Annotated in this window: 22 protein-coding genes; 14 read left to right on the forward strand and 8 right to left on the reverse strand. The window is 67.3% G+C overall.

The window, feature by feature from the left end:
• Positions 1–7: 7 nt before the first annotated feature.
• The gene (ygfZ, locus tag ACTG4X_RS18295; protein ID WP_440531566.1) at positions 8–934 is read left to right on the forward strand and encodes a CAF17-like 4Fe-4S cluster assembly/insertion protein YgfZ; all 927 of its coding nucleotides are present in this window, start codon (positions 8–10) and stop codon (positions 932–934) included.
• A gap of 147 nt (positions 935–1,081) precedes the next feature.
• Positions 1,082–1,999, forward strand: a complete 918-nt coding sequence (locus ACTG4X_RS18300) for a hypothetical protein (RefSeq protein WP_093056797.1) — start codon at positions 1,082–1,084, stop codon at positions 1,997–1,999.
• A gap of 2 nt (positions 2,000–2,001) precedes the next feature.
• On the opposite strand, the gene ACTG4X_RS18305 is transcribed toward ACTG4X_RS18300, so the two are convergent.
• Positions 2,002–2,892, reverse strand: a complete 891-nt coding sequence (locus ACTG4X_RS18305) for a YbgC/FadM family acyl-CoA thioesterase (RefSeq protein ID WP_440531567.1) — start codon at positions 2,890–2,892, stop codon at positions 2,002–2,004.
• Positions 2,889–3,803 (reverse strand): alpha/beta hydrolase, encoded by a 915-nt coding sequence (locus ACTG4X_RS18310; RefSeq protein WP_440531568.1) that lies wholly within the window; start codon positions 3,801–3,803, stop codon positions 2,889–2,891. Before ACTG4X_RS18310 ends, ACTG4X_RS18305 begins: the two co-directional genes overlap by 4 nt.
• Before the next feature lie 141 nt (positions 3,804–3,944).
• Between ACTG4X_RS18310 and ACTG4X_RS18315 the strand changes: the two genes are divergently transcribed.
• From ACTG4X_RS18315 to ACTG4X_RS18345, 7 genes are all read left to right on the forward strand, one after another.
• Positions 3,945–5,081 (forward strand): iron-containing alcohol dehydrogenase, encoded by a 1,137-nt coding sequence (locus ACTG4X_RS18315; protein WP_093074169.1) that lies wholly within the window; start codon positions 3,945–3,947, stop codon positions 5,079–5,081.
• Positions 5,082–5,219: 138 nt separating this feature from the next.
• Positions 5,220–7,556: a type VI secretion system Vgr family protein gene (locus ACTG4X_RS18320; RefSeq protein WP_440531569.1), complete on the forward strand. Its 2,337-nt coding sequence runs from the start codon at positions 5,220–5,222 to the stop codon at positions 7,554–7,556.
• Positions 7,557–7,561: 5 nt separating this feature from the next.
• On the forward strand, positions 7,562–7,951 hold the full coding sequence (locus ACTG4X_RS18325; protein ID WP_307614261.1) for a DUF3592 domain-containing protein: 390 nt from the start codon (positions 7,562–7,564) through the stop codon (positions 7,949–7,951).
• A 22-nt stretch (positions 7,952–7,973) separates the two neighbouring features.
• Positions 7,974–10,637 (forward strand): DUF2169 family type VI secretion system accessory protein, encoded by a 2,664-nt coding sequence (locus ACTG4X_RS18330; RefSeq protein ID WP_440531570.1) that lies wholly within the window; start codon positions 7,974–7,976, stop codon positions 10,635–10,637.
• 80 nt (positions 10,638–10,717) lie between these two features.
• Entirely contained in the window at positions 10,718–11,719 is a 1,002-nt protein-coding gene (locus ACTG4X_RS18335; RefSeq protein WP_440531571.1) for a pentapeptide repeat-containing protein, read from the forward strand.
• Positions 11,716–12,384, forward strand: coding sequence for a DUF3540 domain-containing protein (locus ACTG4X_RS18340; protein WP_440531572.1), 669 nt, complete (start codon positions 11,716–11,718; stop codon positions 12,382–12,384). Before ACTG4X_RS18335 ends, ACTG4X_RS18340 begins: the two co-directional genes overlap by 4 nt.
• Before the next feature lie 26 nt (positions 12,385–12,410).
• A complete protein-coding gene (locus ACTG4X_RS18345) occupies positions 12,411–12,797 on the forward strand; it encodes a DUF4150 domain-containing protein (protein WP_093056806.1) in 387 nt (128 codons plus the stop codon).
• Between the two features lie 9 nt (positions 12,798–12,806).
• Here ACTG4X_RS18345 and ACTG4X_RS18350 read toward each other — a convergent pair whose 3' ends face one another.
• From ACTG4X_RS18350 to ACTG4X_RS18360, 3 genes are all read right to left on the reverse strand, one after another.
• Entirely contained in the window at positions 12,807–13,787 is a 981-nt protein-coding gene (locus ACTG4X_RS18350) for a tripartite tricarboxylate transporter substrate binding protein (RefSeq protein ID WP_307614265.1), read from the reverse strand.
• An 89-nt stretch (positions 13,788–13,876) separates the two neighbouring features.
• Positions 13,877–15,289 carry a sensor histidine kinase gene (locus ACTG4X_RS18355; RefSeq protein ID WP_440531573.1) on the reverse strand — a complete coding sequence of 471 codons (1,413 nt, stop codon included), beginning with the start codon at positions 15,287–15,289 and terminating at the stop codon, positions 13,877–13,879.
• A complete protein-coding gene (locus ACTG4X_RS18360) occupies positions 15,282–15,977 on the reverse strand; it encodes a response regulator transcription factor (protein ID WP_093075196.1) in 696 nt (231 codons plus the stop codon). The genes ACTG4X_RS18355 and ACTG4X_RS18360 overlap by 8 nt, the downstream gene beginning before the upstream one ends.
• A gap of 208 nt (positions 15,978–16,185) precedes the next feature.
• Between ACTG4X_RS18360 and ACTG4X_RS18365 the strand changes: the two genes are divergently transcribed.
• From ACTG4X_RS18365 to ACTG4X_RS18385, 5 genes are read left to right on the forward strand one after another with little or no spacing between them, the layout of a single operon-like run.
• Positions 16,186–17,340, forward strand: coding sequence for an efflux RND transporter periplasmic adaptor subunit (locus ACTG4X_RS18365; protein WP_440531574.1), 1,155 nt, complete (start codon positions 16,186–16,188; stop codon positions 17,338–17,340).
• On the forward strand, positions 17,333–20,428 hold the full coding sequence (locus tag ACTG4X_RS18370) for an efflux RND transporter permease subunit (protein ID WP_440531575.1): 3,096 nt from the start codon (positions 17,333–17,335) through the stop codon (positions 20,426–20,428). The genes ACTG4X_RS18365 and ACTG4X_RS18370 overlap by 8 nt, the downstream gene beginning before the upstream one ends.
• Positions 20,429–20,448: 20 nt before the next feature.
• Positions 20,449–21,957: an efflux transporter outer membrane subunit gene (locus ACTG4X_RS18375; RefSeq protein WP_440531576.1), complete on the forward strand. Its 1,509-nt coding sequence runs from the start codon at positions 20,449–20,451 to the stop codon at positions 21,955–21,957.
• Positions 21,954–22,325, forward strand: coding sequence for a RidA family protein (locus tag ACTG4X_RS18380; protein WP_093056812.1), 372 nt, complete (start codon positions 21,954–21,956; stop codon positions 22,323–22,325). Before ACTG4X_RS18375 ends, ACTG4X_RS18380 begins: the two co-directional genes overlap by 4 nt.
• A 14-nt stretch (positions 22,326–22,339) precedes the next feature.
• A complete protein-coding gene (locus ACTG4X_RS18385) occupies positions 22,340–22,690 on the forward strand; it encodes a hypothetical protein (RefSeq protein WP_440531577.1) in 351 nt (116 codons plus the stop codon).
• Here the strand turns inward: ACTG4X_RS18385 and ACTG4X_RS18390 are convergent.
• The 3 genes from ACTG4X_RS18390 to ACTG4X_RS18400 are packed head-to-tail and all read right to left on the reverse strand — an operon-like array spanning position 22,654 to position 24,402.
• A complete protein-coding gene (locus ACTG4X_RS18390) occupies positions 22,654–23,727 on the reverse strand; it encodes a phospholipase (RefSeq protein WP_440531578.1) in 1,074 nt (357 codons plus the stop codon). The two genes, ACTG4X_RS18385 and ACTG4X_RS18390, sit on opposite strands and share 37 nt — an antisense overlap.
• Positions 23,724–24,137 (reverse strand): type II toxin-antitoxin system VapC family toxin, encoded by a 414-nt coding sequence (locus ACTG4X_RS18395; protein WP_440531579.1) that lies wholly within the window; start codon positions 24,135–24,137, stop codon positions 23,724–23,726. The genes ACTG4X_RS18390 and ACTG4X_RS18395 overlap by 4 nt, the downstream gene beginning before the upstream one ends.
• 7 nt (positions 24,138–24,144) lie before the next feature.
• Entirely contained in the window at positions 24,145–24,402 is a 258-nt protein-coding gene (locus ACTG4X_RS18400; RefSeq protein WP_093056816.1) for a type II toxin-antitoxin system Phd/YefM family antitoxin, read from the reverse strand.
• Positions 24,403–24,404: the final 2 nt, after the last annotated feature.

The raw sequence follows: 24,404 nt of genomic DNA on the forward strand, positions 1-24,404 counted from the left end.
TTCAGCGATGACCACTGTCGTTCTCAATGGCGTGACCGCCCTCTCCCACCTTGGTGTGATCCGTGCAGAGGGCCCCGATGCCGCCAGCTTCCTGCACGGCCAGCTGACACAAGACTTCTCGCTGCAAGGCGCCTCCGACGCCCGCCTGGCCGCGCTGTGCACTGCCAAGGGCCGTGTGATCGCAAGTTTCATCGGCATCAAGCCGCAACCCGAGCTGATCTTGCTGGTGTGCAGCCGCGACATCCTGGCCGCCACGCTCAAGCGCCTGTCGATGTTCGTACTGCGCGCCAAGGTCAAGCTGACCGACGCCACCGAACAATTTGCGCTGTACGGCCTGGCCGGCACGGCATTGACTGGCAACGGCCTTGACGCCACCGCGCTGCCCGGCAAGCGCACGGCAGTCGGCGACGAGGTCAGCGCCGTGTCGCTGTACCCCGCCGACGGCGTTCCGCGCGCGCTCTGGATCGCGCCGGCTGGCCATGCCGCCCCCGTGGGCCCGGCAGTCGACGCCAGCCTGTGGCAATGGAGCGAAGTCCGCAGCGGCATCGTGACGCTGACCACGCCGGTCATCGAGGCCTTCGTGCCGCAGATGATCAACTACGAATCGGTCGGCGGCGTGAACTTCAAGAAGGGCTGCTACCCCGGCCAGGAAGTGGTCGCGCGCAGCCAGTTCCGCGGCACGCTCAAGCGCCGCACCTACCTCGTGCAGGCCGATGCCCCCGTGTCCGCCGGGCAGGAAGTGTTCGCCGCCGGCGACGCCGAGCAGCCCGTGGGTACCGTGGCGCAAGCTGCGCCGGCTCCCGATGGCGGCTGGTCCGCGCTGATCTCCATGCAGATCGCCGCGCTCGAAACCGGTGGCTTGCGCGTCGGATCGGCCGATGGCGCAGCCCTCACCGTCGAGCCGCTGCCCTACCCCTTGCTCGAAGACATCTGAGCCCCTTACCCCCAACGCCCTTGAAGAAAAGGGGCGCTCGGCGCTATCGAACAGATAGCGCCATTTTTTTGCGCGTTGTTTAACCCTGTCGCCGATGCTGCGCCGTAGAAGCCTGCACCGATCAACTCCTGGCAAGGAAGACACATCATGAAGCGCAGATTCTTCTCCACCGCCCTGGCCCTGAGCGCCGTGGCTTCGTTCTCGGCCTGCGCGCAGAGCCCCGAGCGGTCTTACGCTCCGCCAACGCCATCCAGCCGCATCGGCTCGCTGATGCAGATCAGCGTGGTCGACCGCGGTACCGGCGCGGAACTGCCGATCTACCGCCACCGCGGCGAATACTGGGTGGCCGGCCGTCCCGGCGCGCGCTACGCCATCCGGGCGCGCAACGCGATGGGCGAACGCATCATGGCCGTGATGTCGGTGGACGGCGTCAACGTCGTCACCGGCGAAACCGCGGGCGTCGGGCAGAACGGCTATGTGTTCAGCGCAAGCGAGCGCAGCGACATCACAGGCTGGCGCAAGAGCGACTCGCAGATCGCGGCCTTCGAATTCGCCGCGGCCGGCAACTCCTACGCGAGCCGCACCGGCCGGCCCGACGACGTGGGCGTGATCGGCGTCGCAATGTTCCGCGAGCGCATGCCCGAGCCGCTTCCGCCCCCCATCACGCCATACCCGCGCCGCGACGAATACGGCGAACGCGAGCGCCGCAGCGAGTCATCGTCGTCGTACCAAGGCGATGCGCGTGCGAAGGCCGGCTCGGCAGACAGCGCACCCGCTGCGGAGGCATCCGCCTCGGGCAGCATGGCTCGCCAGGCAGCCCCAAGCCCGAGCCTGGGCACCGCCCACGGCCGCCGCGAGACCTCGTACGTAGGCAAGACCACCTTCGAGCGCGCGCAGTCCTCTCCCGACGAGGTAGTCCGCATCCGCTACGACAGCCGCGAGAACCTCGTCGCCGCGGGCGTGATTCCAGTGCCGCCTCCGCCGCGCTGGCCGCGTCCGGCCGGCCCGTCGCCGTTCCCGGGTTCGGACCCGGGCTACGTGCCGGACCCACCCAGCCGCTATTGAAGCTATTGAGAAGAAGAAAGAAGAGACCGACGCATCTCGATATGCGGGATGCCGGCCTCTTCGAAGCCATCGCCATGCGGCACATAGCCCAGCCGCGCATAGAAGCGCTCGGCGCTGCGCTGCGCGTTCAGCGCCACCACACTGTCGCCGCGGGCCCTGGCGGCCTCTTCGAGCACCTGCATCACGGCAGCGCCGTGCCCGCCGCTGCGCAGGTTGCGATGCACCGCCATGCGCCCGATGTGCGAGACGCCGTTCTCGGCCGGCAGCAACCGGCCCGTGGCAATGACCTGCCCGATGCGGTTGCGCGCCACCGCGTGCAGCACCACGGCATCGTGCTCGTCCCACTCCATCGCTTCGGGAATGTTCTGCTCCTCGATGAACACCGCGCGCCGCAAAGCGCTCGCGCCTTCGCCCAGCGTGGCCCAGTCGCCCGTCTCGACGGTGCTCATGCGCTCGCCGGCCTCATAACCGGTCAGCACCTCGCGCAGCGGCGCCGGCACCGGCTTAGAGGTCTGCGTGGCCGGGTCGGCGAACACATAGACCAGCTCGCAGCCCACCAGGAACTGGTCCTGCCGGAACAGCCCCCCCTCGAACACCATCGACGAATTGCCGATGCGCGTGCAGCGCATGCCCACGTCGAGCACGTCGTCCATGCGGACCGAGGCCCGAAAGTCGATCGTGGCCTTGCGCACGTAGAGGTCGCCGCCGAGTTCGTGCATGGCTTCTTCGTACGGCAGCGCCAGCGCGCGCCAGTAGTCCGCGATGGCGGTGTCGAAGTACATCAGGTAGTGCGCGTTGAAGACGATCTTCTGCATATCGACTTCGGCCCAGCGCACGCGCAGGCGGTGGAAGAAACGGAAATCCTTGCGTTGGATAGCGGTTGTGTCGCTCATGGTGTCAGTGCTTCTTTGAGTACCCGGGCCGCATCCTCCTGCGCCTGCAGCGCCTCGGGAATAGCGCGCCCCATCTTGATGAATTCGTGGATCACGCCCCGGTAGATTTCCAGGTCGACCGCCACGCCGGCAGCGCGCAGCTTGTCGGCATAGGCAATGCCGTCATCAACCACCGGGTCGCATTCGGCCAGACCGATCCAGGCCGGCGCCACGCCGTCGACGTCGTCGGCCAGCAGCGGTGCAAAGCGCCAGTCGTCGCGGTCGGCCGGCGTGCGCACGTATTGCGCGAAGAAGAAATCGATCATCGCCTTGGTCAACAGCGGGCCGTTGACGTGGCGAAGGTGCGAGGCCGTGTCCTGATGGGCTGTCATGCCGGGGTAGATCAGCATCTGCAGCGCGAGCGGCAGGCCGGCATCTCGCGCAAGGATCGCGCAGACGGCCGCGAGCGTGCCGCCGGCGCTGTCGCCGCCTACCGCCAGGCGCCGCGTGTCGACACCGACGCGTCTACCCTCGTGGGCCAGGAAGGCGAAGGCGTCCCATGCATCGTTCGACGCCGTCGGAAACTTGTGCACGGGCGCGAGGCGGTAGTCCACCGACACCACCGCGCATCCGCTCTTGGCGCTCAGCACGCGGCACAGCGTGTCGTGCGTGCGGATATTGCCGACGGTGAAGCCGCCGCCATGAAAGTACATCAGCGCGGGCAGCACATCGGTGGATGGCGCATACAACCGTGCCGGGATCGCGAAGTCGTCGCGCGCGGGAATGGTGAAGTCTTCCACCCGCGCCAACTCCGGCTTGGGCACTTCGAGCACGCCCGCGCCCTTTTCGTAGGAAGCCTTGGCCTCCTCGGGCGTGAGCTGGTCGAGCGTGGGGTGGCCGGCGCGCGCCATGCGCTCGACAACGCTGGCCATCTTCGGGGTAAGTCGTATGGCGGGAGGTGTTCCCGGCGCGACAGCGGCAAGGGTTTCTTTCGTGTGCAAGACTGATCGCTCTTGTTAGATTTGGCTGATCGGCAATCGTACTGCCCCGGACTCCCGGAGGCCTTCATCCCCATGGCACTCATCCAATACCTCACCCAGATCCAGTTCGAGTTCGGCGCGATCAAGCTGTTGTCCAGCGAATGCGCGCGCATCGGCATCAACCGCCCGCTGATCGTGACCGATGCAGGCGTACGCGCAGCCGGCGTGCTGCAGAAGGCGCTCGACGCCATCGCCGACCTGGAAGTCTCGGTGTTCGACCAGACGCCCTCCAACCCCACCGAAGCCGCAGTGCGTGCAGCCGTCGAGCTGTACCGCAGCGGCCGTTGCGACGGCCTGATCGCCGTGGGCGGCGGCTCCGCCATCGACTGTGCCAAGGGCGTCGCCATTGCGGCCACGCATGAGGGCCCGCTCAAGACCTACGCGACCATCGAGGGCGGCTCACCGAAGATCACCGATCGCGCGGTGCCGCTGATTGCGGTGCCCACCACCAGCGGTACCGGCAGCGAGGTGGCTCGCGGTGCCATCGTCATCGTCGACGACCATCGCAAGCTCGGCTTTCACAGCTGGTTCCTGATGCCCAAGGCCGCGATCTGCGACCCCGAGCTCACGCTGGGCCTGCCGCCCAGGCTCACGGCCGCCACCGGCATGGATGCCATTGCGCACTGCATGGAGACCTTCATGTCGGCCGCATTCAATCCGCCGGCCGACGGCATCGGCCTCGACGGGCTCGAGCGCGCCTGGGGCCACATCGAGCGCGCAACAAAAGACGGCAGCGACCGCGAGGCGCGCCTGAACCTCATGAGTGCCTCGATGCAGGGCGCCATGGCCTTCCAGAAGGGCCTGGGCTGCGTGCATTCGCTCAGCCACAGCCTGGGCGGCGTCGATCCGCGCCTGCACCATGGCACGCTCAACGCCCTCTTCCTGCCTGCCGTGATCCACTTCAATTCGGGCGCGGAATCGGTGCAGAAAGAGCAGCGCCTGCAGCGCATGGCACAGGCCATGCACCTCGATTCGGCCGGTGATCTCGGCGACGCGATCCGCGACATGAACGCACGCCTCGGCCTGCCCAAGGGCCTGGCTGAGGTGGGCGTAACGCCCGCGCTGTTCGAGAAGATCATCGACGGCGCAATGGCCGACCACTGCCACAAGACCAACCCGCGCCTGGCCACGCGCGACGACTACAAGGCCATGCTCGAAGCCTCGATGTAAGGGCTTCTTCTACGCGTTGTTTCAGAGGAGAAAGGCGCCCTTCTGCGCCCCTCGCGTCATTTATGTGACATAAGGAATTTCTAGACTGTCACCGAAGGTTTCTCAGCCGCAGAAGCCCAAGGGTCAGGGAAGTTCCGAATGCCGCGTACCGTCCAAGTCCACACCGTCCTGAGCGCCGAGCAGCTCAAGTTCCGCTCCATGCGGGGACAGGAAGGCCTCTCGCAACTCTTCGAGTTCGAAGTGGACATGGTCAGCACCAGCTTCAGCCTCGACCTGAAGCAACTGCTCGGCACTTCGCTCACGCTGGAACTCGCCGACGAAGGCGCGCCGCGTTTTCTCAACGGCACCGTGGTGCGCTTCGAGCTGGTAGGCCGCGCCAACGAAACCGGCCGCCACTACATCTACCGCGCGCTCGTGCAGCCCTGGCTGTGGTACCTCACGCGCACCACCGACTGCCGCATCTTCCAGAACAAGAGCGTGCCCGAGGTGCTCGACGAGGTGCTGGGCAAGTACGGCTTCCAGTTCGAGAAGCGCCTCACAGGCAGCTACTCCGCCCAGGAGTACTGCGTGCAGTACCAGGAAAGCGACTTCGCCTTCGTGAGCCGCCTCATGGAGCACGAAGGCATCGCCTACCACTTCGAGCACAGCAACGGATCGCACCTGCTGGTGCTGGCTGACGATGCAGGCAGCTACAAGCCGCTGCCCGGCCACGCCAGCATTACCTACCGCCCGCGCGACCGCGTGCTCAATGCGATGGAGCCCTGCATCGACCAGTGGCGCGTGTCCGAGCAGATCACCTCCGGCCGCGTAATGCTCGACGACTTCGACTTCAAGAAGTCGCGCGCCTCGCTGCAAAGCGTGCAACAAGACCCGAAGGCCCACGAGCATTCGACCTACGAGGTCTATGAATGGCTCGGCGGCTACAGCGAGCACCAGCAGGGCGACGCCTACGCAAAGATCCGCCTGCAGGAGCTGCAGTGCGCGCACGAGCTGGCATCGGGTCACACCAACGTGGTCGGCATGGCGCCGGGCTACCTGTTCGAGATGACGCACTGCCCGCGCGAATCGGACAACCGCGAATACCTCGTCACCGAAACCCGCTACGACCTGCAAGAGCCCGAATACTCCACGGGCGGCAGCACCGAATCGGTGTGCGAATTCGACTTCACCGTGCTGCCCTCGACCGTGGCCTATCGCCCCGCGCGCAACACGCCGCGCCCGCGCACCAACGGCCCGCAGACCGCCACCGTGGTCGGCCCCGAAGAAATCTGGACCGACCGCTTCGGCCGCGTGAAGCTGCAGTTCCGCTGGGACCGCTATGGCCAGTCCGACGAAAACAGCTCCTGCTGGGTGCGGGTGTCGAGCAACTGGGCCGGCGCCAACTACGGCACCATGCACATGCCGCGCGTGGGCCAGGAAGTGATCGTCGATTTCATCGGTGGCGAGCCCGACCGCCCCATCATCACCGGCCGCGTCTACAACAGCGACCAGATGCCGCCATGGGAGCTGCCCGCCAACGCCACGGCCAGCGGCATCCTCACGCGCTCCAGCACCGGCGGCGCGGCCAACCAGGCCAACATGCTGCGCTTCGAAGACCGCACGGGCGCCGAGCAGATCCTGCTGCATGCCGAGCGCAATCTCGATGTGGAAGTGGAAGCCGACGAGACGCGCGACGTGGGCGGCAACCGCACCTCCGTCATCCACGTCAACGAAAAGCTCGACGTCATCGGCACGCGCACCACCACCATCACCGACAAGGAAACCGCCACCTACAACGGCGGCGAAGAACGGCTCGTGAACAGCGGCGGCGTCGAGACCATCAACGGCGGGCAGACCCGCACGGTCAACGGCGGCGAAAACGAGACCATTCACAGCGGCGAGACACGCACCGTGACGGGCGGGCGCACCGAGACGATTTCCGGCGGAGAAACCCGCAGCATCACCGGCGGCCAGAGCGAAACCATTGCGGGCGGCGAAACCCGCACCACCACTGGCGGCGCAACATGGACCATCACCGGCGGCCTCACGGCCACGGTGGACGGCGCGGAGATGCTCACCACCAAGGGGCCACGCACGGAGAACATCACAGCAGGCGAGACCCGCAACATCACCGGCACGGTGACCGAGAACGTCAGCGTCGAGATCATCGTGAACGCGCCGAAGGTCACCTTCAACGTGCCCCAACACACCATCAGCTCCTCCCAGGAGAACAACTGGCGGATCGCGCGCGCCAGCGGCTGCGTCTTCCGCTTCGGCGCGGTGGCAACCTCCTTCGACGTCTGGGGCGCAAGAGCGCAGATCTACGCCGCCCTCAACCTGCAGCTGGCAACCGTGAAGATCGACATCTCGGCCTTCAAGAACAAGGACAACGGGCTCAGCCTCGAAGCCTCGGGCGCCAACGTGAAGGCCGCAGGCGCCAAGATCCGCAGCGGCGGGCTGGCGATCCAGGCCAAGGTCATGAGCATCTTCAGCTAGCGCCCATGCAATTCTGGTTGCCCGTAATCTCTGGTGTTCTGATCGTTGTCTTCCTGGTGTTCGTGGTCGTGCACACCGTGCGCAACAACAGGCCGTACCGCGAGGAAGCGCAGCGCTATGAGCGCCTGGTGAAGCAAGGCCAGCCCGCCAGCGCCCAGGTGCTTGCACTGCGGGAGCTAGCACAGGGCACCTACGACAACGACGTCGAACTGCGCGTGCGCACCGCCGAGCTGGCTGGCCGTCCACCGCTCGAGCAGATGTTCAAGACCCGCATCGCGCGCGAGCTGGTGGTCAATTTCATGCCCGGCCAGACGATTCATGTGCTGATCGACCCGGCCGATTCGACGGCCGTGGCCATCGACCGCCGCCAGTCGACCACGACCATTCCCCGCTGATCCCGAGCGCATTCCCTGTTTCATGAAAGTCATCAAGCCTCTCCGGCTCAGCGTATTGAGCCGCCCGTTTCCATGGCAGCGACGCCAGCGCCTGGGGCTGACAGTGGTCGCCATGACAGGTATGGATGGCGTGCCCATGCTCTACCCGGACGCCGAGCTCTGGCCCCTGGTGGCCGAGGAAATCGGCGAGCAGGGTGTGCTCGATCTCGGCATGCCCAAGCGCAGCGCAGAGTTTTTGGCCACCGGCCACGCCTACACCGCGCACCAGCAGATCCGCAACCAGTGCCTGGTAAAGATGCGCGTCGGCACGCTCGAAAAAACCCTGCGCGTCTCGGGCGACCGCTACTGGCTCGACAAGCGCGCCACGCCGCCGCAAGACTTCGAGCGCATGCCGCTCGACTGGCAGCACGCCTACGGCGGCGCCTCGTTTGCGGACAACCCACTCGGCATCGGCGCCGCGGAAGAGATGATCAACGGCGTGCGCACGCGCCGGCTGCCGAACGTCGAGTCTGCAGATGCACCTATCCAGCGTGTCGACCAGCAGCCCTCCCCCGCCGGCTTCGGTGCGATCGACGTGATGTGGCCCCGGCGCTTTGCCCGCATCGGCAAGGAATACGACGCCCAATGGGCCAAGGAAGACTTTCCGGCCTTCTCCGGCGACATGGACTGGCACCTCTTCAATGCGGCGCCCGAAGACCAGTGGTGGCGCGATGCCCATCGCATTCCCGATGCCGCGCCCTACGAAATCTGGAACATGCACCCGCACAAGCCCTATCAGGCAGGCCGCCTGCCGGACTGGCGCGCACGCTGCTTCCTGACGCTGGCTTCCGAGGCCGGCGAGACCACCTTCACCGACGTGCCGATGCGGATGACGACCGCCTGGTTCTTCCCGCACCGCGAGCGCATCGTGCTGATCTACCACGGTGTGGCGGACATCCGCGAAGACGACGCAGCCGACGTCGTCCACCTGATGCCAGCGCTTGAAGAGGCCGGCGCCGAAGCCCTTCCGGCCAGCTATTACCAGGGCATCCTGCATCGACGACTGGATCCGGAAAGCGGCGCGCTCTACAGCTTTCGCGATCGGGAACTGGTTCCCGCAGCGGCCATTGCCCCCTGGCTCGACACCGTATCGCTGAAAGACCGGCCACTCGGCCCATTGGCCCGCAATGCGCACAAGCACGGCGAGTGGATGCGCGAGCAGATGCGCCAGCAGATGATCGGCGACGGCCAGGACCCCGCGCGCTACTTTCCGCCCCAGGACCCGGCCGACGACCTGCCCACGCTGGACGCCCTGCCCGAATTCGTCGCGCGCACCAAGCGCATGCAGGAAGAAGCCAGGCAGAAGCTGCATACGCAGCAGCAGGAGCTGAGCGAGACACTTCGCACGCGCGCCGCCGAAGCCGGCCCGACGGAGCCGGACCTGAGCCCATTGCTGGCGCTGACCGAAGGCCGCGAGCGCTCCGGGCTCAAGGGGCCTCCCGCCGCGGCGATGGCGCCGCATCTCCAGAGCATGGCCGCCACCATGTCGGAAATGCCGGGCTCGCGTGCAGCGGACATGGCCCCCGTCGCCGAGCTCCTGGGCCGCGGCGAATTGATTGCCGCGGCGCAACGCAAGATGTACCTGAGCAGCGCCCACCACCAGGACGCCGCCGACCCGATGACACCGGCACGCGCCGCCGAGGTGCGCGAGCAGGTAACGGCGCTGCTCGCCGGCAGCCGCGATTTTTCGGACATGGACCTGACCGGCGCCGACCTCTCGGGCATGGACCTGCGTGGCGCCCGCTTCTGCGGGGCACAGCTTGAGAGCGCCGACCTGCGCGGCGCACAACTCGACAACGCCGACTTTTCCCGTGCCGTGCTCGCGCGTGCCTGCCTCGACGGTGCTTCGCTGCGCGGCACGCGGCTGGACAACGCCAACCTGGGTTTCGCTCAATGCAGGCAGACCGTGTTCACGGGCGCCCATCTACGTAACACGGTGCTGGAAAACATCCTCTGCGAAGACTGCGACTTCAGCGCTTCGCAATGGGAAGACAACACGGTCATCGAGGCCGCGTTCGTGCGCTGCCGCTTTCACGGAGCCAGCCTCAAGGTGGTCATGTTTCTCGAGAAGGTGCGGCTGGAGCAGCTCGACTTCGAAGAGGCCGTGTTGTTCAAGCTGCATCTCGTGAGCTGCAAGCCCGGCGCAATCGGCTTCGTGGCCGCCCGACTCGAGAGCAGCGTGTTCGTCGACGTGCAGGCCGATGGGCAGATGGATTTCACGCGTGCGAGCCTGCGCACCACCTGCGTCGTCGGCACCAGCAGTTTTCGCGAGGCAACGTTCCAGGGCGCGCACCTGCGCGAATGCAGCCTGCGCGAGGTCGCCTTGTCGCAAGCCGATTTCAGCGACGCGCGGCTCGAGAACAGCGACTTCTCCGCATGCGACTTGTCTCGGGCCGATCTCTCTCGCGCCAACGCACGCGATTCACGCTTCGTGCGCACCGACCTGCGGCATGCCAGCCTGCTGAACGCCGACCTGATCGACGCGAGCTTCCAGAAGGCCGACCTGCGCGGCAGCGACCTGCGCGGCGCCAACCTCTTTCGCGCGGACGTGTCCCAGAGCCTCATGGACGACACCACGCTGCTCGACGGCGCCTACACGCACCTAGCCAAGGTCTACCCTGCGCGCCAGGAAGCCGCGGCCGCATGACGCCGCACCGAATGCAATCCATGGTGCAGCGCGGCGAACCGATCAGGGAGCGAAGCTGCAGAGGCTGGCGCCTTGACGGAATGGATCTCTCCGGAGGCGTGTTCCTGGAAGTCGACTTCGACGGCGTGAGCTGCATCGGCACGCACTTCGAAGAAGCCCAATTCGACCGCTGCACGCTCAACGGCGTGCAGCTGAATGATGCACAGCTCAAGAAAGCCGCCTTCTCGCAATGCACGCTTCCGTCGGCGAACCTGACGGGCGCCGTGCTGGACGATGCGGTGTTCCATCGTTGCCAGTTGCCAGGCAGCGACTTTTCGCGGGCCAGCGTGGCAGACACCAAGTTCATGGAAAGCGCCCTCTCGCGCAGCCGCTTTGCGGCGGGCCTGCTGGACAGGACCTTGTTCTTCAAGTCGCCGCTGGATGGTGCCGACCTGTCGCAGGCACAGCTCGACCGGGCCGTGTTCTATCAGGTCGACCTGCGCGAGACCGCGCTGGCGGGGGCACGCTTCGAGCGCGTCGTCTTCGTCGAGTCGCGCCTTGCCGGGCACGATTTTTCGAACCACCACTTCCAGCTGTGCCAGTTCACCGACGCTGATCTCGAAGGCTGCAACTTCGAGGGCGCCCACATGGCGCAGTGCAACTTCAAGGGCGCCGTGCTGCGCGATGCGGTGCTGCGCAACGTTCATGCACCGCAGGCGCTGTTTCCCGAAGCCGACCTGAGCCGGGTCGTTGCACGCGGCGCGCATTTCGACCAGAGCCTGTGGATCGACGCGAAGCTCGCGGCTGCCGATTTCGGCGAGGCCAGCATGCAGCAGTGCATCTTCCATCGGGCCGATTGCACCGGCACCAGCTTTGCCGGCGCGGACCTCACCTACGCGGATTTTTCCGGGGCTGCACTGGAAGGCGCGAACTTCGATGCCCGGCTCTTCCGCACCCAGTTGCATGGCGCACGCGACGTTCCCGCAACCCTGCGCGGCCATGCCGGCGTGCTGCCCAACGACCCCGACCTGTTCGAGGCGGAACGCTGGTCCGCGCAGCGGAATGCATCTTCCATCCCATTCACGAAAGGCGAAACCCCATGAGCATCGCAGCATTGCGCAGTCCCCAGGCCGGCACGGATGACGCGCCCGTGCAGCGCCTGGGCAAGGTGGTCGAGCACCTGCCAGAAGGATCGCTGTACCGCGTGGAATGCGACGACGGTGCCTGGCAATGCCGCCGCGCCGCCAGCTGCCTCCTGCGCCCCGAACTCGGCGACACGGTGCTGATTGCCGGGCCCGACCGCTACCACGTGTACCTGATCGCCGTGATCGACCAGGCCGACGACACCACCGCGCACATCGAGACGAAGGGCCGCCTCACGCTGGCCACGCCCGCGGGCGGCGTGCACATCGAGAGCAGCGAAGCCATACGGCTGCAATCCGCCAAGGCGGTGGAAGTCAGCAGCGAGCGTTTCGCCCTGACCGCGACCGAAGCCGACTGCAAGGTAGACCGGCTGAACTACGTCGGCAACGCCGTCAAGGCCATGGCCGCAAGTATTCATGTCGTCGGCCGGCTGTGCGAGACCGTGATGGACCGCCTGGTGCACATCAGCCGCACAGCCTTCCGCATGACCGAGCAGACGGAGCAGGTGCGTTGCGGCCAGCTCGACTACGAAGCCACCGACCTCGCCCGCATTCACGCAACGCAGACGGTGCTCACGGCGCAGGCGGTCGTGAAGGTCGACGCCAAGCAGATCCACATGGGCTGAGCCCGGAAACACAAGGAGCCGACAGCATGTTTGCAAACTGCCAGATGATGGGCATGGACCTGGCCTTTCCCGACGTGTGCAAGACGCCGCCGGCCATTCCCATCCCCTACCCCAATTTCGCGCTCGGCCCGACCGCGATTCCCAATGCGTGGAACATCCTCTTCATGTTCGCGCCGGCGCACAACCTGGCGACCGTCACGCCGCTCACCAACGGCGACAACCCCGGCGTGACGCTGGGTGTGATCTCGCCTTCGGTGATGGGGCCTTCGCGCCACATCACCGGCTCGTTCACCGTGCTGCTGAAGGGCAGCCCGGCCACGCGCATGACGAGCCTCTCGGTACAGAACCGCAGCAACGCGCTGGGCATGCGCATCGTGCCGAGCCAGTGCAAGGTGCTGATGCTCGCGGCCTGAGGCCGTTCGTTATTCCGCCTTCACCCCCGCAGTGCGGATGACCTTGCCCCACTTGGCGGTTTCCGCGGTGATGAAGGCGTCGAATTCCTCGGGCGTGCTGCCCGCCGGAATGGTGCCCATCGCGTCGAGCTTCGCGCGCGTCTCGTCGCTCCTGATGATGCGCGCCACCTCCTCCGACATACGCTTGACTACATCGCGCGGCGTAGCGGCCGGTGCAAGCATGCCGGCCCAGGTGCTGCCGGTGAAGCCCGCGAAGCCCTGCTCGATGAAGGTCGGCACCTCGGGCGCCGCCGCCAGTCGCTTGTCGCCCGCCACGCCAATCAGTCGCACCTTGCCTGCCTTGGCCTGATTGATGAGCCCCGTGGGCGCATCGAAGAAAAGCTGGATCTGCCCGCCCATCAGGTCGGTCAGCGCCGGCACCGCGCCCCGGTACGGGATGTGGATCATGAAAGTCTGCGTCAGCGACTTCCACAGCTCGGTGGTGAGGTGCGCGGCCGAGCCGTTGCCCGATGAGCCGAAGCTCACCTTGCCCGGGTTGGCGCGCGCATAGTCGATGAGCTCGCGCGCGGTCTTGAAAGGCGCATCGACATTCACCGCGGCCAGCAGCGGCGACACACCCATCAGCGACACGCCCGTCAAATCCTTTCGCGGGTCGTAGGGCAGCTTGGGGTACAGCGTGGTGTTGGCCGCGTAGGCGGCGATGACGACGCCGAAGGTCGTGCCGTCGGGCGCCGCCTTGGCGATGGCATCGACGCCTATCAGGCTGTTGGCGCCGGGCTTGTTGTCGATCAGCACCGGCTGACCGAGCTTCGTCTGCAGCCCGATCTGCACCAGCCGCGCCATCTGGTCGGTGAATCCGCCGGGCGTATAGGGCACGATGATGCGGATCGGCTTGGTCGGCCATGCGCTCTGCGCGAACGATGGCAAGGCTAGGCTTGCGGCGGCGGTAGCGAGCGTGAACCGGCGGCGAGACAGCGTGGCGTGGGGCATGGTGGCGGCGTTGCTTTGGAATGAATGGACCGGGCCATTCTCGAAGCGCCGCACGCCGGCACGGTCAGGGTTTGCCCGGCGGGTCAGCCTCACCGCGCCAGCGGCAACCGCATATCGAAGCGCGCCCCGCCGCCCGCTTCGTTCGCCGCCTCGATCCGCCCGCCATGCGCATGCACCACGGCCTGCGACAGCGCCAGCCCCAATCCAAGCCCAGGCGTCTTCTCGTCCGACCGCGCCGTGGCACCGCGATAGAAGCGCTCGAACAGATGCGGCAGTTCGTCTCCGCGAATGCCCGGCCCACTGTTCGCCACACTCAGGACGGCTTCATTCGCCTCCACGTCCGCACGCAGGCTCACGCGCACCGTGGTGCCCGCCGGCGAGAACTTGAGCGCGTTGTCGAGCAGATTGGCCAGAGCCAGGCTCGCCGCGCCGCGTGCCACCCGCGCAGCCACGGGCGGCGCAGACTCCAATGAAATCTCCAGCCGCCGCTCGCGCGCCATCGGCTCCAACCGGCGCACGGCCTCTTCCGCCAGCACGTTCAGCGACACCGTCTCGGCCGCGTCGCGCTCCTGGCCCGCGTCGAGCCGGGCCAGCACCAGCAGCTCTTCGACCAGCAGCGTGAGCGATTCGACTTCTTCGAGCGAGGAATGCAGCGTCTCCACATAGGCCGCCGGTTCGCGCGGCCTGCGCAAAGCGAGTTCAAGCTCGGTGCGCAACCGCGACAGCGGCGAGCGCAGCTCGTGCGACGCATCCGCCGTGAATCGCCGCTGCGCCTCCATGCCTTGCTCGATGCGCGCCAGCATGGCGTTGAGCGTGTCGACCAGCCGGCCGATCTCGTCGTTCGTTCCGGGGTGCGGCAGGCGCTCGCCCAGGTTCGCGTCACCGATGCGATGCGCCTGCTGCACCACATCGTCGATGGCACCGAAGGCGCGCCGGGTGATCAATGCGCCCGCCGCCCCCAGCGCCAGCAGCAGCGCTCCGCCGAGGATCAGGAACAGCACGCTGGCCATCGCCACCGTGCGGTTCACGTCGTCCAGCGAGCCGGCCACCTGCACTGCCAACAAGGAAGAGCCGCGCCCCGGCACGGGCACCGAGACCATGCGCGTCGGTTCCTCGCCGAATCCGTCGAGTGTTTCGAACACGGTCTCGCCCGCCGCGAGCCGCTCGCGCAGCGCGGGCGGAATGGGCAACTGCGCCTCGCCGAGGTTGCTGCTGCGCGCCAGCACGCGGCCCTCGGCGTCGACGATCTGCACCAGCCGGTCGAGTCGCACGAACGAAGGCGCGCCGGGGCCGGGCGGGGCCTCGTGCACGATCACGGTGTCGCCCTCGCCGGCGGACAGCAGCATGCCCATTTCGGTCTCGGCCAGCGCGAGCAGCGCGGCATCGAGCTCGCGGTGCACGTTGCGCGCGAACACGAGGTACGAGCCGAAGGCGGCGATCGCCATCACCACCACGATCACGCTGACGTGTGCCAGCGCCAGCCGCTTGCGGAAACTAAGCATGTCCAACCACGCCGTCGTCGGCCAGTGCCAGCCTGAAGCCGCGCCCGCGCACGGTCTGTATCAACGGCGCGGCCGGCGGCGCGTCGACCTTGCGGCGCAGGTTGCTGATGTGCACGTCGATGAGGTTGTCGATGGCGATCAGGTCGTCCTTCCACACCTGCTCCGCCAGGCGCGACCGGCTCACCACCTCGCCGGCATGGCGCAGCAGTATCTGCAGGATCGCGAACTCCTTGTGCGTCAGGTCCAGCACCATGCCGCCGCGCAGCACGCGCTGGCTCTGCGGGTCGAGGCTCAGGTCGGCCAGCGCGAGCACCACGGGCCGCATGATCTCGGAGCGGCGCAGCAGCGCGCGCACGCGGGCCAGCAGTTCGTCGAAGGCAAAGGGCTTGGTCAGGTAGTCGTCGGCGCCGGTATTGAGGCCGGCCACGCGGTCGCTGAGCGCATCGCGGGCGGTGAGCATGAGCACGGGCGTCTTGCAGCCGCGCTGGCGCAGGTCGCGGCACAGCGTGAGGCCGTCCTTTCCGGGCAGCATCCAGTCGAGCACGATCAGGTCGTAGGCGACGACGAAGGCTTCTTCATCGCCCTCCTCCGCCGTGTGCACGACGTCGACGACAAAGCCCTCTTCCTGCAGGCCGCGGGCCAACAGCCTGGCGGCCTTGCGGTCGTCTTCGATCAACAGAATTCTCATGGCGCGAATCATGCCCGGGCTTCCTGACTGCAGGCCGCAGGGGTGCGCAAGGGCCAATCCTTAAGACATCTTCAGGATTTCTTGAGAACTTCTTAAGTCGCCCTTTCGTACCCTCGCCGAGAGGAGACGGGAGCGGATCGAGGGCATGGGGAAGGCACCCCGTGCGCAGCGCGCCCGTCCTCGCAACGGACGCATTGCGACGATGAAGATGAAAAAGAAATCCCTGTACCAGATGACGCCGGCACGCATCGTGTTCGGCGTACTGACCTGCGCGGCGCTGTGCGTCGACTCCTTCGACAACACCGCCCATGCCGCCACCGCCGTGGCAGCCGCACCCGCGCCGATGCTCGTGCGCCAGGGCAACCGCCTGAGCGTGCCCGCCGGCTCGCCGCTGCGCGAGCGCCTGCTGGTCGCCACGGTCGGCCAGGACGCCCTGCCGCACGAAGTAAGCCTGCCCGCCACGGTGGAGGCCAACCCGGCCGGCACCGTCAACATTCTTCCCCCTCTGACCGGCAAGCTGCTCGAACTGAAGGTGCGCCTGGGCGACACGGTCAAGCGCGGCCAGGTGCTCGCCACGATGGCCTCGCCCGATCTCGCGCAGGCCGTGGCCGACGCGCAGAAGGCCCGCGACGCGCTCGACCTGGCGCAGCGCGCGCTGGTGCGGGCACGCGGCGTGAACGAGGCCGGTTCCAACGCCGCGAAAGACGTGGAGGCGGCCCAGAGCAGCGTCGCGCAACAGACGGCAGAGCTGCACCGCAGCGAAACGCGCCTGCGCAGCCTGGGCGCTGAAGGCAGCGGCGGGCAAGCCGGCCAGGTGCTGAAGATCGTCGCGCCCATGGCCGGCACGGTCACGGCGCTGAATGCCGCCGCTGGCGCCAACCTGAACGACGCCAATGCGGCGCTGATGACGGTGTCGAACCTCGACTCGGTCTGGGTCACGGTCAACGTGCCCGAGAACGTCGTGGGTGCGGTCACCCCGGGGCAGAACGCGGTCGTCACTCTGGCCGCTTACCCGGGCCGCAGCTTCAGCGGCAAGGTCGGCTTCGTGAGCGCGGTGCTCGACGCCGACACGCGCCGCGCCCGCGCGCGCATCGTGTTCGCCAACCCCGAGGGCATCTTCAAGCCCAACATGTACGCGACGGCCGTGCTGGGCGTGCCGCAGGGCGCGCAGCCGCAGGTGCCGGCCTCGGCGCTCTTGATGAACAACGACAGCGTGAGCGTGTTCGTCGAGGCCGAGCCCTGGACCTTCGTGCGGCGCATGGTCGAGCTGGGCCGCGAGGACGGCGACAAGGTCCGCATCCGCAGCGGCCTGTCCGCGGGCGAGCGCGTGGTGGTGCGTGGCGGTGTGTTGCTGAATGATTAATCTCGTCATCACCCAGTTCTTTCGCCGCAGGCATCTGGCCTGGGCGATGTCGGTGGCGCTGGTGCTGTTCGGCGCCTGGTCGTGGACGCAGATGACCGTCGAGGCCTACCCCGATCTCGGCGACGTGACCGTGCAGGTAACGACGCAGGTCAACGGCCTGGCCGCCGAGGAAATCGAGCAGCAGATCACCACGCCGCTGGAGCGCGCACTGAGCAACACGCCGGGGCTGGCCTCGATCCGCTCGAGCAGCACCTTCGGGCTGTCGCTCATCAACCTGAGCTTCAAGGATGGCACCGACGACTACTTCGCGCGCCAGCGCGTGACCGAGCGCATCGGGCAGGTCAGCCTGCCTTCGGGCGCGCAGCCGGGCCTGGGCCCCGTTGCGGGGCCGGCCGGCGAGATCTACCGCTACACGCTCGAATCGGACACGAAGAACCTGATGGAGCTGTCGGAGCTGCAGCGCTGGAAGGTGATTCCCGCGCTCAAGCAGGTGGCGGGCGTGGTGGACATCAACAACTTCGGCGGCTTCACGCGCGAATTTCAGCTGGAGCTCGATCCGGCGCGCCTGCAGAAGTACGGGCTGGTGCTGAACGACGTGGTCACAGCCATCAACAACAACAGCGCCAACGCGGGCGGCGGGCGCATCGCGCGGGGCGACCAGAGCTACGTGGTGCGCGGCATCGGCCAGATCCACACGCTGGACGACCTGGGCACCGTGGTTGTGGCGCAGAACGGCGGCTCGCCTGTGCTGGTGCGCGACCTGGGGCGGCTGCAGTTCGGCCACCAGGAGCGCGGCGGCATCCTGGGCAAGGACACCAACCCGGACACCATCGAGGGCATCGTGCTGATGCTCAAGTACGAGAACCCGTCTCGCGTGCTCGAAGGCGTGCACGCCAAGATCGACGAACTGCAGGCCGAGCTCGCGCCCATGGGCGTGAAGATCGTGCCCTATATCGACCGCGACGACCTGGTGAAGCTCACCGTCGACAAGGTGACGCACACGGTGCTCGAAGGCATGGCGCTGGTGTGCTTCGTGCTCATTCTTTTCCTGGGCAGCCCGCGCAGCGCGGTGGTGGCGGCGGTGGCCATTCCGATGTCGCTGGTCACGGTGTTCATCGTGATGCACTTCACCCGCATGCCGGCCAACCTGTTCTCGCTGGGCGCGATCGACTTCGGCATCATCGTGGACGGGGCCATCGTGGTGATGGAAGCGATATTGCGGCGGCGCGAGGAAGAACCCGAAGCCACGCTCACCGAGGGAAACATCCTCGAAACCGTAAGTCACGTGTCGGGGCCGATCTTCTTCGCCACGCTGATCATCATCACCGCGTACTTTCCGCTGTTCGCCTTCGAGCGGGCCGAGGGCAAGCTGTTCAAGCCGATGGCCTTCACGGTCGGCTACGCGCTGGTGGGTGCCCTGCTCTGCGCGCTGACGCTCATTCCCAGCCTGGCCTACGTGGCGCTGCGCAAGCCGAGCAAGCCCTTCGTCAACAAGCCGCTGGAGTGGCTCACGCGCGCATACCGCCGCGTGCTGGCGAAGCTGCTGGACGTGCCCGCCATCGCCTACGGCCTGAGCGCGCTGGCGCTGGCCGCGGTGATGGTGCTGGGCGCCACGGCCGGACGCGAGTTCTTGCCAGACATCGACGAAGGCGCGCTGTGGCTGCAGGTGCAGCTGCCATCGGGCCTGTCGCTCGACAAGGCCAGCGAGATGGCCACCGAACTGCGGCATGTGCTGCTCGAATACCCGGAGGTGTCGTACGTGGTGACGCAGCTGGGCCGCAACGACGACGGCACCGATCCGTGGACGCCTTCGCACATGGAGGTGCCCGTGGGCCTCAAGCCCTACAGCGAGTGGCCGGCCGGGGTGAACAAGGCCGCCTTCGTGCGCACGCTGACCGAGCGCTTCGCGCGCATGCCGGGCTTCGACGTGGGTATCAGCCAGCCGATCATCGACGGCGTGAACGATTCGGTGGGCGGCGCGCACAGCCCGCTGGTGCTGCGCATCTACGGCGACGACCTGAAGGAAAGCCGGCGCATCGGCAATCAGATCGTCGATCTGCTGGAGACGGTGCGCGGCACGGCCTCGGCCTCGCTGTTCCAGGAGCCACCGATTCCGCAGGTGGTGATCGAGCTGAACCGCGAGGCGGCGGCGCGCTTCGGCGTCAACGCGAACGATGTGGCCAGCCTGATCCAGACCGGCATCGGCGGCGCGCCCGTGATCACGGTGTATGCGGAGAACCGCACCTACAACGTGGCGGTGAAGATGCCGAAAAGCGCCAAGGGCAACACCGAGGCCATCGGTGCACTGCTGCTCAACAGCTCCAGCGGCGCGAAGGTGCCGCTGTCGCAGGTGGCCGACATCCGGCTGCAGACCGGCGAAAGCACCATCTCGCACGAGATGAACGAGCGGCAGATCACCGTGCGAGTGGACAACCGCGACCGCGACCTGGCTTCGTATCTCGATGAGGCACGGGCCCGCATCGCGAAGGAAGTGAAGTTCGACCCGGCCAAATTCAGGCTGCAATGGGCCGGCCAGTTCGAGAACCAGCAGCGTGCGCAGGCCCGCCTGGGCGTGTCGCTGGCCATCGTGGTCTGCATCATGGCGGTGCTGCTGTTCTTCCAGTTCGGCAAGATCCGGCAGGTGGCACTCATCCTGGGCGTGGTGCCCATGGCCACGCTGGGCGGGCTGATCGCGGTGCACGTGGCGGGCGAAACGCTCAACGTGGCCACTGCCGTGGGCTTCATCGCGCTGTTCGGCGTGTCCATACAGAACGGGATCATCATGGTCGCGAACTTCCGGCGCGTGCGCGGCGAAGGGCTTGCCCTGCAAGCCTCGGTGCTCGAAGGCGCGGCCGAGCGGCTGCGCCCGGTGCTGATGACGGCCACGGTGGCATCGGTCGGCATGCTGCCGGCAGCGCTGGCCACCGGCGTGGGCACCGACGTGCAGCGCGGGCTGGCGACGGTGGTGGTCGGCGGGCTGGTGGTGTCGACGCTGCTCACGCTGTTCATCCTGCCGACGCTGTATTTCGCGATGGAGCGGGTGTTCGAACGCAAGGGCTGGGGCACGCGCTCGCGCCGCGACCGTTAGGAAGGCTGGAGACACAACACATGAAGAAGACAACAAGCCTTGCGGCGCCCGTGGCGGCCGGCATCGTGCTGCTGCTGGGTGGCTGCGCGGTCGGGCCAGACTATGTGCGACCGCCGCTGAACCTGCCCACGCAGTACACGACCTCGCCGCCCACCAGCAAAGAGGCCGAAGGCGTGCCATTGGCGCACCTGTCACCCGAGCTCGACGTGCCTGCACAGTGGTGGCAGGCCTTTCGCTCCGAGCCGCTGAACGCGCTGGTAACGCAGAGCCTGGCGGGCAACCCGACCATCGAGGCCGCAGATGCCGCCCTGCGCGCGGCGCAGGAGAATGAAGCCGCCGATCGCGCCGCGTTCTGGCCCAGCGTGGCGCTGGGCTACTCGCCCACTCGGCAGCGCGTGGCCAGCGCGGTCGCGAGCCCGGTTTCCTCCAACGCGAACCTGTACACGCTGCACACCGCACAGGTAACGGTGTCGTACACGCCCGACGTGTTCGGCGCTACGCGCCGGCAGGTCGAGGGCTCGCAGGCGCAGACCGAGCTGCAGCGCTTCCAGAGCTTGGCCGCGAAGCTCACGCTGAGCAGCAACGTGGTGGCCGCCGCGATCACCGAAGCCTCGCTGCGCGCGCAGCAAGGCGCCACGCTGGAAATCGTCGTAGGGCAGAAAGAAGTGCTGCAGGCCTATCGCAAGCAGCAGGCGCTGGGACAGGTGGCGCTGGCCGACGTCGATGCGCAAGAAGCTTCGCTGGCCGCCACCGAGGCCACGCTGCCGCCGCTCGACAAGCAACTTGCGCAGCAGCGCAACCTGCTGGCCACGCTGGCAGGCCGCTACCCGAGCGAAGGCGTGGCGGCGCATTTCGATCTCGATGCCCTGCAACTGCCTGCGGAGCTGCCGCTGACCCTGCCATCCAGCCTGGTCGAGCACCGGCCTGACGTGCGTGCGGCCGAGGCGCAGTTGCAGGCGGCCAGCGCCGCCATCGGCGTAGCGGTCGCCGCGCGGCTGCCGAACGTGACGCTGGGGGTGAACTCGTATGGTTCGTCGGCCTATACGCTGTCGGAGCTGTTCAAGTCGTCATCGCTGTTCTGGACCGTCGCGGCCAGCGTGACCCAGCCCATCTTCGACGGCGGCGCTCTCAGGCACCGCGAAGCCGCCGCGCGGGCCTCGTTCGACCAGGCAGCCGCGCAGTACCGAGCGACGGTGCTCGCCGCCTTCCAGGACGTCGCCAACACGCTCGAAGCCATCGACGCCGACACCCGCATGCTGCAGGCGGCCCTGAAGGCCGAGCGCACGGCCTCGCAGAGCCTGGCGCGCACGCGGGCGCAGGTGCGGCTTGGTGACGCCAGCGCGTTGTCTCTGCGCATTGCGCAGCAGGCTCAGCAGCAGGCGCTGCTAAATCTCGTGCAGGCCCGCGCGCTGCGGCTGACCGACGCGGCGGCCCTCTTCCAGGCGCTCGGCGGCGGCTGGTGGAATACTGCTGCTCCACCGGCGCAGTTAGCCGCCTCGTCTTCTTCCCATTCCCCCGCATCGCCATGAACATCATCCGCCACGAGATGGGCCCCCGCTTCAGCGAGATGGTGACCGTCGACCTGGGCGCCGCGCGCCTGCTCTACCTCTCCGGCCAGGTGGCCGAGAACCCGTCGCTCGACATCACCGGGCAGATGCGCGAGATCCTGCACCACATCGACGACATGCTCGCCACGCAGGGCGCAACGAAGAAGGACCTGGTCAGCGTGACGATCTACCTGCGCACCGTGGGCGACTACGCCGCGATGAACTCTGTGTGGGACGAATGGGTGCCTGCCGGCCACACGCCAGCGCGCGCCACGGTGGGGGCGAAGCTGATCGACTCGGAATACCGCGTTGAGATCCAGGCCACGGCGGCCGTCGGGCCAGTGCCATGAAAGGTATGCGTCGCATGGTCGCTCTGTGGGCATTGACGCTCGGTGGCTGCACCGCCTTCGATGCGCACTCGTTCGATCACTCGGCCGGCTGGCGGACCGCGCAGGTCGTCAGCGTCGGCCGCGAGGGCGATCTGGCCAAAACGGCCGACCATGATTGCGGCGTCGAGGGCGGCGCCGCAGCGCCCTACGCCATCGTGCGCTACCGCAACGGCGGCGTGCACACGCGTTCGATCGGCACAGGGCATTGGCCCGCGGGCGCCTCGCTCAAGGTCGGCGATGAGGTGGAAGTGAACATCCTCGACTGCGCCGCGCCGCTGGCGCTTCTCGGTCAGAGCGGCAGCGTCTCGGGCACGCCGTCGCGCTGAAGCCAGCCTTCGAATTCGTCTGACAGCCGCTGCGCCTCCCGCGTGGCCCGGCCCCAGGCGGAGATGCGGGCCTGCGCGTCGTTGGCGAAGTGGACGAAGTCCTTGCGATCGGGCAGCTTGCCGTTGGGCAGCGACCGCACCCATTCGGGGTCGGGCGCGAGCACCACCATGCGGTCGAGGAAGCCGCTGGCCTTGTGGCGCCAGCGCAGGCCCTTGTCGAGCCAGCCCGGCACCACCGCCTGCTGGAAGTGCGGGTACAGCACGATGCCCTCATCGGCCGGCTGGTAGTCGAGGTGCAGGTGGTAGTCGGTGATGCCGCCGTCCCAGTAGGCACCGCGCGGCGCGCCCGGAATGTCATGCACCGCCGCCAGCAGAAACGGAATGGAACACGAGGCCTGCAGCACCATGTTGAAGTTGGCCTCGCTCAACGCATGCTGGCGCGTGCGGAAGTCGCGCGTGCCGAAGGGCAAGGCCGCGCCGGGCGTGGAAAACACGCAGCGCTCCAGCCACGCGCCCAGGCTCTTGCGGTGCAAGCTGTTGGTGGCAAAGGCGCCCAGGTAGCCGACCGGCGTGCGCGCCCTGCCCTCGCGCCCAAGGATGTGGCGCCCGCGCGATGTCACCACGTGCAGGCGATAGCGCGGATGGCTCAGCACTTCGCCGATGCGCCCGCCGTAGAAGGCTTCGAGGCTTTCGGCGAAACGCTCGCTGAGCTGGCTCGGGCTGAGCCGCTTCTGCCCCGGCGGCACTTCGAACTGCTGGTGCACGTAGTCGTGCTCGAAGCGTTCGAAGGCGGCGTCAGGGTCGGCCAGGCAGGCCGTCGACAGCCGCCATGCGCCGATGGAGGCGCCCACCAGATGCACCTGCTGGCTCGACTGCGTGAGCCAGCGGCCGAAGATGAAGCGGTCGAGCGCACCGAGGATCAACCCCTTGGGGCCGCCGGCCGCGCCGGGGATGGTGCGCACGTCCTGCGGACGCAGGCCGTGCTGTTCGATGTGCTTGCGGGCCGCGGGGCCGGCGTAGATGCGCAGGGCTTTCATGCCTGTGTGTGCTCGAAGGGGTTGAGCACCTCGACGCCAAACCCTGCGAAATCGCTCACGTTGCGGGTCACTACGGTCAGCGCATGCTGCCTTGCAGTGGCGGCAATCATCGCGTCTTCATACAGCGTGTTCGAACTGCGATGCATCAGCTTCGCCCAGAGCCTGAAGGTTTCTGCATCCATGGGGAGAACGTTGTAGGAAGCTGCAACCAATGCGGCCCATTGCTCGATCTCGCTGGCCTTGGCGGCGTCTTGCTCGCGTGTGAGTTCGATGCCGGCCTGGATCTCTCCTAGCGTCACCGCCGAGAGATGAAGATCGCTGTCCACAATGGGCGTGAGCCACGCGACGATCGCGCCGTGCGGACGAGGCCTGCGAAGTTCGGAAATGACGTTCGTGTCCAGCAGATACATACCGGCCTCAGCGCATTGGCGTGATGCGGCGCCTGCGTGCGGCACCCCGCTGCGGAACCAGGAATTCGGTGCGTGCTTCCGTCGAGAGCAGCAGGTCCTTGAGAGATGGCTTTGCCGTGGCGTGCAAGCGCCGCCATTCAGCTGCAGGAACAAGCACGGCCACCTCGGCTCCACGCTTCGTCACCATTTGCGGCCCTTCGACGAGAGAGGCCTCGAGAAACTCACTGAAACGCGCCTTGGCGTCCTGCACAGGCCAGGTTTTCATTG

It is taken from the genome of Variovorax sp. YR566, from assembly GCF_051992195.1.
Classification (GTDB): Bacteria; Pseudomonadota; Gammaproteobacteria; order Burkholderiales; family Burkholderiaceae_C; genus Variovorax.

Coding starts and splice junctions, on each gene's coding strand:
- ACTG4X_RS18375 (WP_440531576.1), top strand. CDS start 20,449: ATGAAGAAGACAACAAGCCTTGCGGCGCCCGTGGCGGCCGGCATCGTG.
- ACTG4X_RS18300 (WP_093056797.1), top strand. CDS start 1,082: ATGAAGCGCAGATTCTTCTCCACCGCCCTGGCCCTGAGCGCCGTGGCT.
- ACTG4X_RS18340 (WP_440531572.1), top strand. CDS start 11,716: ATGAGCATCGCAGCATTGCGCAGTCCCCAGGCCGGCACGGATGACGCG.
- ACTG4X_RS18310 (WP_440531568.1), bottom strand. CDS start 3,803: ATGGCCAGCGTTGTCGAGCGCATGGCGCGCGCCGGCCACCCCACGCTC.
- ACTG4X_RS18355 (WP_440531573.1), bottom strand. CDS start 15,289: ATGCTTAGTTTCCGCAAGCGGCTGGCGCTGGCACACGTCAGCGTGATC.
- ACTG4X_RS18320 (WP_440531569.1), top strand. CDS start 5,220: ATGCCGCGTACCGTCCAAGTCCACACCGTCCTGAGCGCCGAGCAGCTC.
- ACTG4X_RS18385 (WP_440531577.1), top strand. CDS start 22,340: ATGGTCGCTCTGTGGGCATTGACGCTCGGTGGCTGCACCGCCTTCGAT.
- ACTG4X_RS18345 (WP_093056806.1), top strand. CDS start 12,411: ATGTTTGCAAACTGCCAGATGATGGGCATGGACCTGGCCTTTCCCGAC.
- ACTG4X_RS18390 (WP_440531578.1), bottom strand. CDS start 23,727: ATGAAAGCCCTGCGCATCTACGCCGGCCCCGCGGCCCGCAAGCACATC.
- ygfZ (WP_440531566.1), top strand. CDS start 8: ATGACCACTGTCGTTCTCAATGGCGTGACCGCCCTCTCCCACCTTGGT.
- ACTG4X_RS18400 (WP_093056816.1), bottom strand. CDS start 24,402: ATGAAAACCTGGCCTGTGCAGGACGCCAAGGCGCGTTTCAGTGAGTTT.
- ACTG4X_RS18360 (WP_093075196.1), bottom strand. CDS start 15,977: ATGAGAATTCTGTTGATCGAAGACGACCGCAAGGCCGCCAGGCTGTTG.
- ACTG4X_RS18350 (WP_307614265.1), bottom strand. CDS start 13,787: ATGCCCCACGCCACGCTGTCTCGCCGCCGGTTCACGCTCGCTACCGCC.
- ACTG4X_RS18305 (WP_440531567.1), bottom strand. CDS start 2,892: ATGAGCGACACAACCGCTATCCAACGCAAGGATTTCCGTTTCTTCCAC.
- ACTG4X_RS18330 (WP_440531570.1), top strand. CDS start 7,974: ATGAAAGTCATCAAGCCTCTCCGGCTCAGCGTATTGAGCCGCCCGTTT.
- ACTG4X_RS18315 (WP_093074169.1), top strand. CDS start 3,945: ATGGCACTCATCCAATACCTCACCCAGATCCAGTTCGAGTTCGGCGCG.
- ACTG4X_RS18395 (WP_440531579.1), bottom strand. CDS start 24,137: ATGTATCTGCTGGACACGAACGTCATTTCCGAACTTCGCAGGCCTCGT.
- ACTG4X_RS18380 (WP_093056812.1), top strand. CDS start 21,954: ATGAACATCATCCGCCACGAGATGGGCCCCCGCTTCAGCGAGATGGTG.
- ACTG4X_RS18370 (WP_440531575.1), top strand. CDS start 17,333: ATGATTAATCTCGTCATCACCCAGTTCTTTCGCCGCAGGCATCTGGCC.
- ACTG4X_RS18365 (WP_440531574.1), top strand. CDS start 16,186: ATGAAAAAGAAATCCCTGTACCAGATGACGCCGGCACGCATCGTGTTC.
- ACTG4X_RS18325 (WP_307614261.1), top strand. CDS start 7,562: ATGCAATTCTGGTTGCCCGTAATCTCTGGTGTTCTGATCGTTGTCTTC.
- ACTG4X_RS18335 (WP_440531571.1), top strand. CDS start 10,718: ATGGATCTCTCCGGAGGCGTGTTCCTGGAAGTCGACTTCGACGGCGTG.